This window comes from Flavobacterium qiangtangense, from assembly GCF_042658345.1.
Classification (GTDB): Bacteria; Bacteroidota; Bacteroidia; order Flavobacteriales; family Flavobacteriaceae; genus Flavobacterium; species Flavobacterium qiangtangense.
Window position 1 is genome coordinate 436,647 of sequence record NZ_JBHSQB010000003.1, and the last position, 16,572, is coordinate 453,218.

At 49.0% G+C, this 16,572-nt stretch carries 17 protein-coding genes and 1 pseudogene; 2 read left to right on the forward strand and 16 right to left on the reverse strand.

Annotated elements, in window-relative coordinates; all coding sequences use genetic code 11:
* Positions 1-872: 872 nt before the first annotated feature.
* The 5 genes and pseudogenes from ACFPVY_RS02060 to ACFPVY_RS02080 form a co-directional block, all read right to left on the reverse strand.
* Positions 873-2,705, reverse strand: a complete 1,833-nt coding sequence (locus ACFPVY_RS02060) for a PAS domain S-box protein (protein WP_379790264.1) — start codon at positions 2,703-2,705, stop codon at positions 873-875.
* A gap of 18 nt (positions 2,706-2,723) precedes the next feature.
* Positions 2,724-3,785 (reverse strand): annotated as a pseudogene (arsB, locus tag ACFPVY_RS02065) (ACR3 family arsenite efflux transporter); the annotation flags it as partial.
* Positions 3,786-3,789: 4 nt separating this feature from the next.
* Positions 3,790-4,416, reverse strand: a complete 627-nt coding sequence (locus ACFPVY_RS02070; RefSeq protein WP_379790038.1) for an arsenate-mycothiol transferase ArsC — start codon at positions 4,414-4,416, stop codon at positions 3,790-3,792.
* Between the two features lie 15 nt (positions 4,417-4,431).
* A complete protein-coding gene (locus ACFPVY_RS02075) occupies positions 4,432-4,905 on the reverse strand; it encodes a DUF6428 family protein (protein ID WP_379790039.1) in 474 nt (157 codons plus the stop codon).
* Positions 4,906-4,936: 31 nt separating this feature from the next.
* Entirely contained in the window at positions 4,937-5,269 is a 333-nt protein-coding gene (locus tag ACFPVY_RS02080; RefSeq protein ID WP_379790040.1) for an ArsR/SmtB family transcription factor, read from the reverse strand.
* Positions 5,270-5,862: 593 nt separating this feature from the next.
* Between ACFPVY_RS02080 and ACFPVY_RS02085 the strand changes: the two genes are divergently transcribed.
* The gene (locus ACFPVY_RS02085; protein ID WP_379790041.1) at positions 5,863-6,255 is read left to right on the forward strand and encodes a single-stranded DNA-binding protein; all 393 of its coding nucleotides are present in this window, start codon (positions 5,863-5,865) and stop codon (positions 6,253-6,255) included.
* Positions 6,256-6,299: 44 nt separating this feature from the next.
* On the forward strand, positions 6,300-7,373 hold the full coding sequence (locus tag ACFPVY_RS02090) for a DUF932 domain-containing protein (RefSeq protein WP_379790042.1): 1,074 nt from the start codon (positions 6,300-6,302) through the stop codon (positions 7,371-7,373).
* A 143-nt stretch (positions 7,374-7,516) separates the two neighbouring features.
* Here ACFPVY_RS02090 and ACFPVY_RS02095 read toward each other — a convergent pair whose 3' ends face one another.
* The 11 genes from ACFPVY_RS02095 to ACFPVY_RS02145 are packed head-to-tail and all read right to left on the reverse strand — an operon-like array spanning position 7,517 to position 16,525.
* On the reverse strand, positions 7,517-7,966 hold the full coding sequence (locus tag ACFPVY_RS02095) for a DUF3872 domain-containing protein (RefSeq protein WP_379790043.1): 450 nt from the start codon (positions 7,964-7,966) through the stop codon (positions 7,517-7,519).
* A 10-nt stretch (positions 7,967-7,976) separates the two neighbouring features.
* Complete coding sequence (locus ACFPVY_RS02100) at positions 7,977-8,537, reverse strand: conjugal transfer protein TraO (protein ID WP_379790045.1); 561 nt, start codon at positions 8,535-8,537, stop codon at positions 7,977-7,979.
* 21 nt (positions 8,538-8,558) lie between these two features.
* Positions 8,559-9,452 carry a conjugative transposon protein TraN gene (traN, locus tag ACFPVY_RS02105; protein ID WP_379790046.1) on the reverse strand — a complete coding sequence of 298 codons (894 nt, stop codon included), beginning with the start codon at positions 9,450-9,452 and terminating at the stop codon, positions 8,559-8,561.
* Positions 9,453-9,472: 20 nt separating this feature from the next.
* Positions 9,473-10,795, reverse strand: a complete 1,323-nt coding sequence (gene traM / locus ACFPVY_RS02110) for a conjugative transposon protein TraM (protein WP_379790047.1) — start codon at positions 10,793-10,795, stop codon at positions 9,473-9,475.
* On the reverse strand, positions 10,792-11,067 hold the full coding sequence (locus ACFPVY_RS02115; protein ID WP_379790049.1) for a nitrogen regulatory IIA protein: 276 nt from the start codon (positions 11,065-11,067) through the stop codon (positions 10,792-10,794). The genes traM and ACFPVY_RS02115 overlap by 4 nt, the downstream gene beginning before the upstream one ends.
* Before the next feature lie 10 nt (positions 11,068-11,077).
* Entirely contained in the window at positions 11,078-11,701 is a 624-nt protein-coding gene (traK, locus tag ACFPVY_RS02120; RefSeq protein WP_379790050.1) for a conjugative transposon protein TraK, read from the reverse strand.
* Positions 11,702-11,723: 22 nt separating this feature from the next.
* Complete coding sequence (gene traJ / locus ACFPVY_RS02125; RefSeq protein ID WP_379790051.1) at positions 11,724-12,719, reverse strand: conjugative transposon protein TraJ; 996 nt, start codon at positions 12,717-12,719, stop codon at positions 11,724-11,726.
* A 3-nt stretch (positions 12,720-12,722) separates the two neighbouring features.
* On the reverse strand, positions 12,723-13,352 hold the full coding sequence (locus ACFPVY_RS02130; protein ID WP_379790052.1) for a DUF4141 domain-containing protein: 630 nt from the start codon (positions 13,350-13,352) through the stop codon (positions 12,723-12,725).
* Positions 13,353-13,374: 22 nt separating this feature from the next.
* Entirely contained in the window at positions 13,375-15,882 is a 2,508-nt protein-coding gene (locus ACFPVY_RS02135) for a TraG family conjugative transposon ATPase (protein WP_379790053.1), read from the reverse strand.
* A complete protein-coding gene (locus ACFPVY_RS02140) occupies positions 15,879-16,208 on the reverse strand; it encodes a DUF4133 domain-containing protein (protein WP_379790055.1) in 330 nt (109 codons plus the stop codon). Before ACFPVY_RS02140 ends, ACFPVY_RS02135 begins: the two co-directional genes overlap by 4 nt.
* An 11-nt stretch (positions 16,209-16,219) precedes the next feature.
* Positions 16,220-16,525, reverse strand: coding sequence for a DUF4134 domain-containing protein (locus ACFPVY_RS02145; RefSeq protein ID WP_379790056.1), 306 nt, complete (start codon positions 16,523-16,525; stop codon positions 16,220-16,222).
* Positions 16,526-16,572 lie beyond the last annotated feature (47 nt).

Below are 16,572 nucleotides of genomic sequence, written 5' to 3' on the forward strand. Positions count from 1 at the left end.
TATGATCAATTCGGAAATATAACATATGTAACCCCTCCGAACGTTACCAATCCAAATAGCCAGCTTGACGTACAATGCTACCAGTACCGGTATGATAGCTAAACCGAATAGCAAAGAAGAGATTGCTTGGAAGAAATCGGGAATACATCATATATGGCAAACTCGATCGGTTGGCAGCAAGTGGTCCCACAAGCCCTCCTTTCACAGATTTACATGGCCCGGGATGGCTTGTTAAAAAATATGATTCAAGCAATTGTATCGTATATACTCGCCAGATGGTGACTGGATCACTAAATAGTTCTGAAAGAAAGGCCATACAGGCTCAACGGAATCCACCTGTGCAGGCAGGTAGATTCAATGAGACCGGGACGGTATTGTTTATTCCGTACCGTCAATAGGACTTGCAAAAGAATACCCCCGACGGAATGCGCTTCAAATTTGGCATGCATCATTAATCGGCGGCTCTCGCTTTCGACATGTAATTCAGGCAGGCTTGAAGGCAGATACTTACCGATCCTTCAAATACCGGATAAGTCTTCCTGGGCTACCTGCAAGCTTAGCTTCTCCTGCGCGTACAGTTGGCCGCGCGTCCAAACAAGCGTGCTGGTAATTCCTGGCAAGCTGCCTACTTTATCCATGCTCGGGCGTCTCGCGCTATACAAGCCGTCTTTTCTTGAAGCCCGCTTTCAGTGTATTCGAACAGCTGTCTAAAGACTCTCCCAGTCCACCGTTATAGCTTCGGTTTTTTCCGGATTTTCGAAGAAAAGCCTGCGTGTACTCTCAGATATTTCATCCGCTGACTGCCAAGTGCATCAGGAGAGGAGTGGGACAGGGGGACGCCGTAAAGCCGCGCCGGACAAACCAAGCCAAGGTTAACTATTTCGATTTACGGTGGCGTCGCCTGCCGGCGGGCCAAAGGGTATCGTGACCGCAGTCTTACACCCTTCACCCGCTTTGCTCTGTATTTCCACTTTGCCGTTAAAAGCCTCGACCCGATGTAGAATATTGGAGATTCCCAGCCCGGTTCTTTTTTGTTTTATATCATATCCCTTTCCATCATCTTCCACCGTAATGCAGATACTGTCCTTGCTGGCAGCCAGAGCAATATTGACATTTTTTGCCATTGCGTGCTTCACGATGTTCTGCAATTGCTCCTGCACGATCCTGTATATATTCAATTTGAGATCATAAGGAAATTCAAATGGGATGGCGTAGGAAAGCTTAATACTCAGAGGAGTGTCTGTACTGCGGCCAATTTTTTGGATGAGTTCTGTAATAATTTCCTGCAGGTCAACATCTGCCATGGGCGTTGCCAGACTTTGGCATAGCGCTCGGATTTCCTCCATAGCTTTGCCGATTTGCTCTACGGGGGGCCTCAATAGTTCCTGTAAGGTTTTGTTCTCGTGCCCTGCAACGCCCAGATGAAATCGGACACCAAAAAGAATCTGGTTGATGTTGTCATGCAACTCCTGGGCAATATGGTTTTTTTGCTGTTCCTGGGCTTTTATGATAGCCTTGGAAATCTTTTTCTGTTCTTGTATTTTCTGTTCTTTGATTTGGCCTTCCAGCTTTTGCGCGGTTGCTTCCGCTTCCTTCCGTTCAGTTATGTCCTGCAGAATTCCTAATAGCCGTATCGGGTTCTTGTCCGCGCCATATTCGAGGCGCCATTCGATATGCCCGTATTTTTTTACTCCGGCGGCGCTCGCGAACCTGAAATCCATCCTGGCCTCCTTGAAATCACGCATAGCCTGGTTTAATAAGTCTTGTGCCATTGTTTTGTCCTCGGCATGGATGAGAGACAGGAAGAGGGCGCTCGATGGCTCGGTTTTCAATTTATGCAGGCCGAAGATTGTATATAATTCGTCCGACCACGTATGTAAATTCTTTTCAAGGTCAATATCCCAATTGCCGAAATGTCCAAGGGCTTGTGTCTTAGTGAGCTTCATTTGGTTTTCCAGAAGCCTTTGTTCCATAATCGTTTTTTGTGTTATATCATTTACGATCACTACCCGTACCGCTCTGCCGTCATGACTGAACGAGTGGGCTGTTGCTTCCACGGTCAGGAGAGCGCCATTTTTTTTCAGGTGCCGCCAGTTGCCATGTCTCGAGCTGTCAGAATCTTTCTGCACCTCGGCGATATCTTCCAGCAGTGCCGGTATATCTTCCTGGGGCCTGATATCTTTTATGGTCATCGATAGAAATTCATCGCGCGTATATCCGTAATGCTTTACCGCGGCGTCGTTTACGTCTATAAAGCGAAAACTTTCAAAATCGTACAGCCAGATGGGGAGCGGGCTTTTATAAAATAGCGTCCGGTATTTTTCTTCACTTTTGATCAGTTGGATTCTTGCCTTCTTGCTTTCGTCAATGTCTTGATAAAAAATGGTGAGCCCCGTATCCGAGGGGTAGACCTTGACAGAAAACCACTTCTTCATGGCTTCATAGTAGCTTTCGAACGCCATTATAGTGCCTGACGCCATTGCCTCGTGATAGGTATTCCAGAAAGTGGTTCCCACCAGTTTAGGGTGTACTTCCCAAAGCACTTTGCCTAGGGTCCCTTCGCGGCCCAGCGTATGGGCTTCAAGGGCCGCGTCGTTCAAAAATGTATACCTCCATTCATTATCGACAGAAACTACTGCGTCTGTGATCCTGTTGAGTGTTAAGTCCCGCTCGTTTTGCGACTCACGGTAATTTTTTTTGGACAGGCGACCCTTTTTCTGTGGTTCAGTGTAGTATTTTTCTCTGAACCAGAATGCCAGATTGACCAGCGCAATCAATGCGGGCACTTCAACAAGCGGACCGATAACGCCAGCGAATGCCTGTCCGCTGTTGATGCCGAATACGCCAATGGCAACAGCGATAGCCAGCTCAAAATTGTTTCCGGTTGCCGTAAAGGCAATAGAGGCGCTTTTGGAATAATCCGCCCCGAAGTACTTTCCAGTAAAGAAGCTGACCACAAACATTAGCGTGAAATAGATGACCAGCGGGATAGCTATCCTTACTACATCCATGGGTATCTGCACAATCAATTCGCCTTTCAGGCTGAACATGATCACGATAGTAAACAATAATGCTATTAGTGTTATAGGTGATATAAAAGGAACATATTTTGTCTCAAACCAGTCCCTGCCTTTTAATTTAATCAGTGCATATCGGCTGATAATTCCCAAGGCAAAAGGAATGCCCAGGTAGATGCCTACGCTTTCAGCAATCTGCCCTATGCTTATATCGACGTTGAAACCATCATATCCAAAGTAGGGCGGCAAGACTGTGATGAAAATATAGGCGTATACGCTGTAAAGAAATACCTGAAAAACGCTGTTTAGGGCGATCAAACCTGCTGCATATTCGCGATTACCGTCGGCAAGGTCGTTCCACACCACTACCATAGCGATACATCGCGCCAGTCCTATCAATATTACCCCGATCATGTACTCGGGATACCCCTTAAGAAATAGCAGTGCCAAGGCAAACATAAGGATCGGACCGACTATCCAGTTCAAGAACAGGGATGCGCCAAGTACTTTTGTATTGGAGAAGACTTCGCCCATCTTGCCGTAGTCTACTTTAGCCAGGGGCGGGTACATCATCAGGATTAATCCTATGGCGAGTGGGATATTTGTGGTACCGCTTGAAAAAGAATTGATGAAGTTACTGCTTGATGGCATGAAATAACCTATTGCCACGCCGATACCCATAGCCAGAAATATCCACAATGTTAGGTTACGGTCAAGAAATCCTAATTTTTTTCGCCCTGCCACGGGCGCACAATTATTTGCTGCCATAATTTTATTTGATTTGTGAGAATAGGTAAAACATTTCAGTTGCAATCTGCAGGCTTCTTTCCTGGTACTTTTCAGCTTGCTCGGGCGTATTGTCAAACGCCTTCGGATCTTCAAAGGTTATCGGAATTCGTTTTTCAGCACCGGCAACAAACGGGCAGCCGCCATCAGCCTGGGAGCAGGTCATTATTGCGGCAAATCCGCTTTCAGGGTTGAATGCATCATCATAGGTTTTTGAAAAGCCAATGACGGGAGGCGTATTTTCGCTAAATTTTATGGCATATACGGGATTGTTCCCATCGGCAATTACCTGAATCCTGAATCCCGAATGTTTTAAGGTTTCGGCGACCTTCGGAAACAAAGCAGTAGCTTCCGTTCCCCCGGAATAGCAAAAGACATTTTTGATGCCATAATAAGCTGCTGCCGTCTGTGCCCAAACTTGGGAAAGGTGGCTTCTGCGCGAATTATGGGTACATATCAGATTAAGCCTTATTTCTTCATGGGAAGTGTACTTTTCCTGAATAAAGTCGATTAAGGGCTGCAATACAGCCTTGCGCTCGACAGTTACGCTTTCGAATTCAAATGCAGTAACTACACTTTGAATTTCCTGAAAAAGATTTGTTTCTAATGTCATGGTCCTATTTTGAAACTAGCAGCAGCCTCCGCCCGGAGTACAGCTATTTGACTGAGACGAAATTGCTGATAAGCTCACTTTTTGCTTATCAGCCGGAACGCCGCACTGGTCTTGTGCAAGGCAGGCTGTCTGTTTATTCTGAAGTGTAAAGCTTTTACCATCAAATCCTAAATCGTATTTTCCGATTGTCGTGTCCTGGTATTCGACTTCAATTTCAAAATCTTCAATACCCAGTACCCTTTCAGATAAAGCAATAATGCTTAATAGCTTCTTTGGCTTCAGCCTGTGGTCTTCATCGTTTGAGTCTTCCCACAATTGGAAGTTAACGACCGTTTCTTTTCTGACAGTACCGCCGCAATCAATAAAGTTCTTGGTAATCAGCCCCACTTCAGTTACGTGGAAATTTTGCGGAACAAATGTGCCATTTGGAAGCATAAAGCTTAAAGCTTCCATACCGGCTAGATGATTTTTAATTTCAGATAGTTTCATTTTTCTTATTTTTTAATGTGTAGATCGATTTTTAACAGCATTCGCTTCTTTTCTTTTCCAGGCGCTCCGTTATATGCTGGAAAAAGCCCTTGATTTTTTCAAATCCCGGTTCGTTGATGCAATAGCAGATCGCATTGCCTTCAATATTTCCCTTTATAAGTCCTGCGCTTTTCAGCTCCTTCAAGTGCTGTGAAACCGTAGGCTGGGCCAAAGGCAGCTCGTTGACAAGATCACCGCAGATGCAGGCGTCAACTTTTAATAGGTATTCAATTATCGCTATACGGGCAGGATGCCCTAAAGCTTTCGCCAGAATGGCAAGTTCGTTCTGCTGGTCTGTAAAGTGATCTGTTTTTGTCGCTCCCATTGTAATATATTTATATTGCAATATTACGATATATATATTAGTTAGGAGCTATATTGAATTCATTTTTTTATTACCTGCTATAAAGCAAAATACTCAATCAGCTTCAAGATTTTTGACTGCTTTCTTCCGGGGTTAGGCACCAAGACTCTCAGGTTCTTTACAAACAGGTCATTTTTAAAAACCTGCCGCACAGTGGCAGGTGTTCTGACCTTGCATTCCTTTCTTGTCTTTCATTGCTTCCCGTTCATTTTTAAATGCAATAGCCAGCATGCTTTTGTCTCATTTCAGCAGCAAAGGTATTTCCGTGTCGGTAGCGCAATAGCAAGGCCGGGCCCTTCAGGTCTTTCAAAAAATCTCCACCCAGCCGGGTCGTATTTTTTGAAAGAGCGTTGCTATGGCTAGACACTGACCTTTTGATGCTCCCGAAACGAAACACAGCATACTCCGGCTCTTTAGACGAATAAAAAAAATGTCAGCAATGAAAAGTAAAATAGTAAAGATGGATTTGATGAAACAAAACAGCACCTCCTTTCATTGCCGAATAAAATTTCAAAAGAAAAGCATAAAAATTAATCACTTAAAAAGTAGAAATCATGAACATCACAGGAAGAGTGACAGCGGATGCGCAGGTGCGCAACGTGTCGGACAGCAGGACAGTAGTAAGCTTCTCGGTAGCCATCAACGACAGCTACAAAAACAGGGCGGGTGAGCGAATTGAGCAGGTGACATATTTCGACTGCGCCTACTGGCTCAGCCCTAAGGTTGCCACAATCTTGACAAAAGGTACGGTGGTAGAACTTACGGGAAGGGTAAGCGCAAGGGCGTGGACAGGAAAAGACGGGGAAGCGCGAGCAGGGCTGGATTTCAACACCTCCAGCATCAAGCTGCACGCAGGGGGCAGGAAAGCGGATGCGGAGCGTGCTGTTCCGATAACGGAGCGTGCAGCGCTCGAAGCAAAGCCTTTGGAAGAAGACGTCCCTTTTTAATTAATAGCATTCAGACAATTAATAAATATATAAATCATTTTATCATGGCACACAATATCAATTTCAACAGCGAAACAGGACGCTATTCCTTCTTTAGCGTAAAGGAAAAAGCATGGCACAAACTAGGGCAGATCGTAGCGCAATACCCGACAAGCGAGGAAGCTATCAAATTTGCAGGGTTGGATTACGAAGTCGTTAAAAGGCCGCTGTTTGCCAAAGGTTCGGGCATTATTCAAACGGCTGACAGTATCGAGATGGGCAGCAGCGAATTGGAAGTCCCTGACTACTTTGCCAATATACGCACGGATAACAATGCAGTATTGGGCGTGGTAGGCAAAGACTACCATATCGTGCAGAACCGTGAAGCGTTTAACTTCTTTGACGCCATTGTAGGCGGCGGCGAGGGAATTCTCTATGAAACCGCAGGAGCGTTAGGGAACGGGGAACGTATTTTCATCACAGCCAAACTGCCTGACTATATCCGTGTTGGAAATGGCGATGATGTTACGGAAAAGTACATTTTCCTGACCACTTCGCACGATGGCAGCGGGAGCATCACAGCCGCTTTTACGCCTGTCCGTATCGTATGCCAAAATACCCTGAACGCTTCCTTGCGCAATATGACCAATGTAGTACGTATCAGGCACACCTCGGGAGCAAAACAGCGTATTGAGAGCGCCCACAAGATTATGGGGTTGACGGACACCTTGAGCAGCCAATTAGAGTGCATTTTCAATGAATGGGCAAAAGTAAAGGTAACAGACAAGGAAGTGAGAAAGCTGCTGCAGTTGGCACTTTGTCCCAATAAGGAAACTTTCGATTTACTCAAAAAAGGTGCAGCGCATGAGGTTTCAGCACTTTTTAAAAATACCGTCGAGGATGCCTTTGCGTATGCAATGGCAAGCGACTCGCAGCAGATGGAAACGACAAAGGGCACGTTGTTCGGAGCGTACAATGCGGTTACGGGCTACTACCAAAACGTGAGAAATTACAAGAACGATGAAGCAAAGTTGCAGAGCATTGTTTTGGGCGGAACTGCACAGCTCAAATCACAGAAAGCATTTGACTTGTGTACAGGCTTTGCCTTGGGCGGTGCAGAAATCCTAAACCTTAATTAGATCACCAAAGGCTGCCGCCGATCAAGGAGGCAGCCTTTTAAACCAACCCGCATGTAAGGCGGGCAGCGATTATTTAGGAATCGTGCCGATTAAAAAATAAAAAACCGACTGCTGTCGGTTTTTTATATGTCACGGCAACTGGCTCAATCGCTGCTATTAAATTGAAAGCTTACTTTTCTTTCATTCCCGAAGCTATCTGAAATCCAAACATCAAACGACTGCGAGACGGCAGATGCAGCGGTATAGTATAACCGGAACTGCGCGGCTGGCAACGGATACAGATCATTGGGCAGGTAAGCCGGGTCATCGAAACAGCGAAGCGTACCTTCCCCGTCAAATTGAAAGTAGCGGAGGAAATACTGCGTGCCGCTATAGTTCCCGCTGCGCTGTATGGTGATGCGTATTTCTACGGTCTGCCCATTGGCAACCTCTTTGGGAACGGGCATCACATTGACCTCAAAAGGAAAGTTGTTCTGTATTTCGAGTTCATCATCTTTGCTACAAGATACTAAAGAAACCGAAGTTGCAAGGATTGCTAACGTTATATATATTGAGCTTAATCCTAATCTGAATTTATTGAATAGTGCTATCATTTTTCTGTTTTTAAAAATTAAATCTTATTCCCACACCAGCAGAAGGACGGAACTGCTTCATATCCGTACCCCAGAAGACTCTTGTACGCCCAGCTAGGACTAACACAAAATGGTCTGATAGGTAAGTCTCAAAAGTTATTCTTCCGCCAGCTCCGTAGATGATATTGTCTTCACTAATTATCTTTGCCCCGTCAAATAACAGTGCTTCGCCGCGATTGATGGTTTCATGCCCGGCTATGCCAGTTATTCCGAAGTTCAATGTGAAGTTCTTGCGGGCATCGCCCAGCAGGAAGAAACTGTAGCCGCCTTCTGCCGTATAGGTTTCCTGCGGAATTCGGATGTCCTTATATTGATAATAGTGGTGTGCATACTCTAAAGCCCAGAGACGGTAGTTTCCATTTTTACCGTTGATGGTCATTCCGATAGTGATGTAATAATCGTTGCCGATTTTATCATTGGTTAGTACACCGGCATTTACTTCCAGTCCTTTTTGCTTAGGCAGCATGCGTTGTGCGTTTGATATCATGATGGACGCCAGGAGGAGCATCACGGTATAGATATATTTTTTCATAGGATTGCTTTGAAAGGGTTGCTAAAATTTGAGGTGCATATCATTAATAAGGCGCGCCTTGATTAAGTCTGCGTTTTCGACTTGGAGTGTCTGGTGCCTGCCGCCGTTTTTCTCAAAAATGGCAATTAGCAGTACCTTGTCATCGGCGATTGTAAGCTGGTCCAGCAGGAATACGTTTTGTCCGGCCGATTTGCCGCCAATTCCTTCCAAAGGCTTGTAACTGCGAAGCGGCGGCACCGGTCTTTCCTGTATCACGGTGCGTCTGGCTACTTTCTTATCCACCACCTTGAAATTGATAAAATCAATCTGGAACGGAACATTCGTGCGATTTTCCAGTTCCGTATGGAAATAGTACTTGCCGTTGTGGATGTAGATTCCCTTGAGAATAAACTGGATTCCGAAACTTTTCGCCCCGATATGTTTTACAATGCGGCTGTCCTTTTTATAGATTGTTTCCAGTATAAGGCCTGCCAGGGATGGCGAATTGTTTCCCAACTCTTCAAATAGTACATCCTGTCCGGAAGATGTAGCCGCCGCCTCCTGCATTGCTTGCAGGCTGTAGCTCAATGTAGTCGGGCAGGCGCTGTAATAGGCGTCGAAGCTGTAAAAACGCCCGTCTTCGGTAATCACCGAAAAATTGGTTTCGGGCACAAAATCCTTTATCGACGCTTTTACGCGAAGCACATTTTCTGCATCAGCTGCTTTTCCTGCAATCAGGTACTCGCTTCCCATATCCACATAACGTATGGCGCTCGGGAAGATCAGATGGGAAGTCTTATCGTAGGTAACCTGCATTTCGTACGATGCTATCCTGCCCAAGGCAAGCGGGTTTTTTATAGTTTCCTGTGCAAGAGCGGCAGCGGCAGCGCCGATCATAAGGGCTGCAGCCCCAATGGTTTTTAAATAATTTTTCATTTTTAGGTTATTTTAGTTTGCTATTGTTTTTTAGAGACAAGAAATACCTGATGGCCCGCTTTCAGGGTCACTTTTGGCGTTTTTACTTTTTTGGAGAAATAGCCCGAAATGCCCTGAACGACGCCCCGGCTCAAATCGGCCGCAGCCTGCTGTCCCGCGGATTGGGTCAGCATCAGGCTGGTTCCTGAAGTCTGGCTCATGTTGCCTGCCATCTCGGCAAGGGCATTTATTTCAGGAGAATACGGGACGTGCAGGCCCTGCTGCCCGTCAAGGTCGTAAATGATGATGTCCACGGGGATAATATTGCCATCAAGTTCCAGGGAAGTAACTTTCAGCTGCAGGCGGCCGCTCTGGAATTTAGCGATTGCCGTCAAGAGCGTTCCCTGCGGAATGGTTCGGCCGGGGGTCTGGGCAGGTTCCAGTAAACGCAGGCGCACGCCAGTTTCACCAATCAGGGTCTGTGTTTCCTGTATGCAGGCTTTCACGCTGTTTTTCGGCTGGGCGGTCTGCCGTCCATATCCAGATGTATAAAAGTTCCTGTTTCTGTCAGCACTCCAGTCCGCTAAAAAAGCACTGTCAGAAGGCTCCCTGTACAAGGCCGAAACGGCGTTCTTCTCTGCTGGGGCGAATGCTGCAAAATAATCGTTTTGCTTACTGGCAGCTGTACCGCTTTTTTCTGTGGCAGCTCCATTAGTATGGGTGCCGTTCGGAAGGTACTTTGCCGCCATCTGGTAGGATTTTTCCATAAGTGCCAGCTGGTCGTCCACGGTCGCGCTTTTGGGAACGTCATTGGCAGCCAGCTTTTCTTGCAGCTCATCCAGCTGTCTTCGGAGCTCGCGGGTCTCATTATTGTCATCCTTATAAAAGGAACCGAGCGCGCTTTGGGAACTGCGGTAGCTGCTTAGCGCAGGATGATCTGAACTTTCGGGATTATTGTCGTGACCCATGCTTTGGTCTTTCTGGCCAGCGAGTGTATCTTGCTTCTTACTGGAGGAACTGCTCTCATTCCAGTAATCCGAAAGCGTGGTCAGGGCACTGCGTTTTTCCTGGTTTTTCTGTTCCAGCATTTCCTGCTCGTACGCCTTCTGCTTGTCGGCCTGCATCCCGGCTTCGCTGGCCTGAGGGACGGCGCCGTTCAGTCCGATATTCTCGATTGCCTCGGGGTCTGGCGCCGGGTTGAATATCAGGTATAGGCATCCGAGAAAGACGCTTCCCATAAGTACAAATATCGCAGGTTTTTTAAGCCGTTCCATGCCGCTCTTTTCAGCATCAGGCAGAGGGTGAGCGCCGGAGGTGCCGGCTTCCTTGACCAGGACGCTGGCCTTTTTTTCATTTTCCTTCATAAATTATTTCTTTTAATTGGTTTGGTAATGTGTGCAATTTTTTGAGGCAGCGCCTCCTTTTTCCGCACAGGGCTGTCAATGTGCTCGGTGAACATCCTGCTGCCAGATGTTGCCATGTCGTACCAGATCTTCAGGAATACTGCGGCGGTAAGCAGCAGGTACGCTGAAAAAAAGTACATCGTATAGCGCTGCTGCCTGTGTAAAGGGAGAGCCCGCCAGCGCTCATCCTGGCGGTCAAGCCAGTTGCTTATAGCTGTTCTTATTCTTTTCATGATAGTCCATTTAGCGTTCGATGACTTCGATGTCCCTGTTTTCCACCACGGAGAACTTTTCGATGTTGAAGCCCTGCGGGTTGTTGTCCGAGCGCACGGAATTCACCAGAAAGCAGGACGTCACAAGGCCGCGCTTGGTCACGTTGCTCGAGCGGATGATGTACTGCCTGGCATAGGTGCGGACCGCATACGGATACTTCTCGAAATTGCAGGCCACGCTGTCAATCTCGATGCGCTGCTGCACGTTGCCCGATATGACGCGGTTGTAATATCCTTTTTCCGAGAGGTCCTTGTAATAGTCAAAGGCGCTCCTGTCGGCCAGATTAAAGGCCCTCTTCATGTTGCCCTCGATGGCGTTTTTATCCGGAGCGAGCGTAAAGAACAGTTCGTGGAACCGCCTTACGTGTTCCCTTGCTTCCACAGGCCGGTTGATGGACGCATCCTGCGCAAGTGCGAGCATGAGCGATTTGCCGTTGTCCAGCACATATATTTTCTGGCGCTGCGCTTCCGCAAAGCTGTAGGACCTCCATACCGCATATGCTGCCATGCCCGTGCAGAGCACGGCAAACACGATTGCGTATAATCTTATCTGCCTGAAGCTGTTTTCGATATTTCTCAGTGTCTTAAACTCCATTTTCTTGACTGTTTGGTTAATTTTATCTGTTCAGCAGCCTGCCGCCGATATTTCCTGCCGCCGAACCGGCTCCGGCACCCGTGATATTCCCGGCTTTCATCGCGGTCTGGTTGACATTGCGGGTAAAGTTCCCGGCGCCGCCGGCCTGGATGATCCAGCCTGTCACGGTCGGAATGGTGAAGTAGCCCACGATGCCGATGATCATGAAAATGATATACACGGTGTTTGACGTGTCGGGAATAAATGCCGGATCAGACAGCATCTCGATGTCGCGTTCCAGTATCAGGGACTGGATCCTGGCCAGCATCGAGCTGAAGAGGTCCGCGACCGGAAGCCAGAGGTAGACGCTTATGTACCGCGTAAACCACTGGTTGAGCGTCGACTGGAAACCGTCCCACACGGATATGGCAAAGGCGATGGGCCCGAGTATGGAAAGCACGATCAGGAAAAATGTCCTGATGGTATCGATCACCAGTGCTGCCGCCTGGAAAAGGACTTCCAGCAGGTTGCGGAACCAGTCCTTGATCGCCTTCTCCACCTTGTAGGCCTGGCGGTCCATGTACATGCCTGACATGGTCCCGATGTCCGAGGGCGACCAGCCCAGCTCGTCCAGCTGCCTGTCGAACTCTTCATCCGAAACCATGTAGGCGGTCTCGGGATTCCGGACCATGGCCTCGTATTCGAGCTGGTCTTTCTGCTCCTGCAGCTTGTTGAGGTCCAGCACCTGGTCTTCGAGTATTTCATGCGTGCCTGTCACCACGGGGCTCAGGATTGCATTAATGCTTCCCAGCACGATGGTGGGGAAAAACATGATGCAGATTCCAAGGGCAAAGGGGCGCAGCAGCGGGTACATGTCGATGGGTTCGGCGCGGCTGAGCGCCTGCCAGACCTTCAGCGCCACATAAAACAGCGCGCCCAGTCCTGCCAGCCCTTTTGCCACCGCGGCCATATCGCCGGCAAGCGGCATCATGTCATCGTAGAGCGAACGCAGGACTTCGTGTAGGTTGTTCCATTCCATGGCCTACCAGTATTTTTGGTTGGAAGTGCCATAGAGCTCAAGGGTGCGCCTGGCATCATTTTTCTTCTTGGCCCTGAGGTAGCTTACCGAGATGTTCTTGCTGGTATAGTAGCGCACCAGGCTGTGGTACTGCTTGACTTCTTTGTAGACCCGGTCGATGATATCCATGCGCTCCTTGTCATTCAGGGACAGGTTGGTAGCCGTTATGATCTGCTTCAATTCTTTAAGCAGTTCGGTGCTTTCGCTGAGCAGCGCCGCATAGCCGTTGCCGATGGCAGCGAGTTCCTGCGGGGTGAACTTGGGATCGTTCATCATCTTGCCGAAATTGGTGACGTACATCTCGGAGACGTCCCCGACCAGAAGCACGGTCTGCTGTACCTTGCGGGCGTCTTTCACAAGGCTGCTCACGGCCTTGAGCTTGTCATAGTATTCCTTGCCCTGCTCGTAGACTTTCTTGACCTCGTTGAAGTTCTTGACCACGTTGCTGACCGTGTTGGAAGTCTGCACGATCTCGTTGGCGCTGTTGACGATTCCCGAGGCCAGGCTGGCCGGGTCCGATACTACCATCTGGCCGCTGGCCGGTGCTGCGCAAAGGATGAGTGCTGCGCAGGCCGTAAAAATTAGCTTTTTCATTTTCTATGGTTTTAATTGTTATTCAGTTCTGATTTGATTCCTCCCGCCGCTGCTGGGCGATGTGCTTGATGGCGAGCTCCACATTGCCGCCCAGTTCGGACGCCAGCCGCATCACTTCCATTTTTTCTGTTTCTTCGGTAGTGTAGGCGAGATACTCCTCCAGGCTGACTTCAGTGGCATACACTGCCGAGTCCGTACCGCCCAGGCCGATCCACACCTCTTTGTAAAGGCGGGAGGCATCGTTATCCATATTCATCGACAGCACCTGCGCCTTTTCCTTGTCGGTCAGTCCCAGCATCGCCTGGATGTCATCGAACTTGTTCATGTACTTGCGCTGGTCCAAAAGGATCTTGCAGTCGGAATTGTTGATGATGCTTTCCTTGACGATAGGGGACTGGATGATGTCATCCACTTCCTGGGTCACTACGATGGCTTCCCCAAAAAACTTCCTGACCGTCTTAAACAGATACTTGATGTATTCGGCCATACCTTCCTTGGCTATAGCCTTCCAGGCCTCCTCGATCAGTATCAGCTTGCGGACTCCTTTGTGCCTTCGCATCTTGTTGATAAAGACTTCCATGATGATGATGGTCACGATGGGAAACAGGATCTTGTGGTCTTTGATGGCATCGATCTCAAAAACGATGAACCGCTTGGAAAGCAGGTCCAGCTGCTTGTCGGAATTGAGCAGGTAATCGTACTCGCCGCCTTTGTAATAGGGCTCCAGCACATTGAGGAAATTGGCGAGGTCAAAATCCTTTTCCCTGACGTGTTTTTCCTCAATTACCCGGCGGTAATCGCACTTGGCATATTCGTAAAAGCCGTTAAAGGAAGGATGCAGTTGGTCGTGCCTAATCCGTTCGATGTAACCGCTTACCGCATTGGAAAGGGCGACTTCTTCCGAGCGGGTCGGGGGCTCGTCATCCCGTTTCCAGAGGGTAAGGATGAGCGTCTTTATGCTTTCCCTTTTTTCAATGTCAAATACGCCGTCATCGGTGTAAAAGGGGTTGAAAGCAATCGGGTTGTCTTCGGTATAGGTAAAATAGACCCCGTCTTCCCCTTTGGTCTTACCCTTGATGAGCTCGCACAGTCCCTGGTAGGAGTTCCCGGTATCGACCAGCAGCACGTGCGCGCCCTGCTCGTAATACTGCCGTACCATATGGTTGGTGAAGAACGATTTTCCCGAGCCGGAAGGACCTAGTATGAACTTGTTGCGGTTGGTGATGATCCCGCGCTTCATCGGCAGGTCCGAGATATCAAGATGGATGGGCTTGCCCGTGAGCCTGTCCGCCATCTTGATGCCAAAGGTCGAGGACGAATTGCGGTAATTGGTTTCCTCGGTAAAGAAGCACAGGGCCGGCTCGATGAAGGTGTAGAAGCTTTCCTCGCTCGGAAAATCGCCTGCGTTGCCCGGAATTCCCGCCCAATAGAGCGCAGCCGTGTCGGTGGTATTGTGCCGCGGCTTGCATTCCATCAGCGCCAGTGCGCTGCCGCAGTCGTTTTTCAGCTGCTTGAGTTCTGCCGGGTCGTCGGACCAGGCCATAATGTTGAAGTGCGCCCTGATCGAAGAAAGGCCGAAGGAATGGGCTTCGTTCAGGTATTTTTCGATCCACTCCCTGTTGATCTGGTTGGCGCGGCTGTACCGGGCCAGGGAGTGCATGTTTCTTGCAGACTTCTCGAACTTCTGAAGATTGTCTTCGCTGTTGTCCAAAAACAGGTACTGGTTGTAGATGTGGTTGCAGCTCAGCAGGAGCCCGACCGGTGCGGCAAATGACAATCGGCAGTCGCTCCGGTCGGTAGAAAGTTTTTCATAGCGGTCGTCCGCCGAAACGGTTCCGGGCAGGTCGTCCGTATCGGAGAGGGTATGCAGGCAAAGCCTCTTGCTTCCGATGCGGACCTCTTCAGCGCCCAGCGCGATGTCCTGCAGCGGCGTCCCTGCTTCCCTGGAAAGCGTCAGGTACTGTTCCAGAAAGCCCTGCTTTTCACCGGTGCCGACAATATCTTCTTCACGCAGCCGGTCCAGCCGGATCAGCCCGCTATCGTTGATGCTGCGCTCGAACTGCGCGACGGCTTCCATAAAACGATGGATCGCTTCGGTATCCCTGATTTCCTTTGGCAGGAGCGCGCCTTTGCACAGGGAGGAGAAATTGCTCTGCGTGCGCAGCCGCTCCTTGGTGGTCTTGGTCAGGAACAGGTAGCAGTAATGGTTTAGGAACGGGCGCTCGTTGAAATGGCGCTGGTAGGATTTCGCCAGGAAGCTCTGGTCTTCCTTTTCCAGATCAGGGGCATAGCTTTCCTTGATGTACCAGTCCTGCTTGTGGACCACCGTAAAATCAGGCAGTGTCTTGACAGCCTTGTGCCAGGCGGCATGGATGGCTTCATATTCCGCAGAAGCAACCGTGAACAGTTCCGGAAGCCGCACTTCAAAGCAGGCGGTAATGTCTGCGTCTTTAGAGACGATACAGTTGTGCTCGACTGCCAGCAGCGGAAACTTGCTTTCCAGCGTTGCTGTTTTTGCTGTGTTTCTCATAAGGCATTAGGTTTTGTGGTGGTTTTTAAATAGCGGCGTACCGATCTGCGGCAGATGATGTAGCGGGGATGCCTTTTCCGTGCGCCGATTTTCATCAGCCCGTGCGCTCCGTATTTCCTGTTGAGGGAAAAGGTCTGCCACACGAGGAGCGAAGCGCCGCCAGCTCCGAGAAGCAGGCAGAAATAAGAATTGGCGCCTGCCATGTACAGAATCATGACCAAGATCAGGATCCCAAGCAGCCCGCCGGCAAAAATGAACAGGTACTGCGCTTTCAGCCCCTTGAACTCTACCGTCCTTCCGATGCCTTTGTTGATGTTGTAATTCATAGGGCGCAGGATTACAGGAAGAAGGAGCGGAGCACGGTAGCTGCCACGATCAGGAAGATGCAGGCGCCGAACCAGGAAGCTGCCGTCTTGCTCGTGTCGGGGTCGCCGGAACTGAATTTGTTGTACACCTTGACGCCGCCTATCAGCCCTACCACGGCACCGATGGCATAAATGAGCTGGGTGGCGGGGTCGAAATAGGAGGTGACCATCTGGGTAGCTTCCGTGATGCCGGCCGTGCCGTCTCCCTGTGCGGAGGCACCGGTTACTGATAGCATGGCCAATGCTGCCAGCAGTACTTTTTTTCTTTGTTTTTTCATGATTGAAACACTTATGTTTTTAGACTTATCCTGCGCTTTGCGGGCTT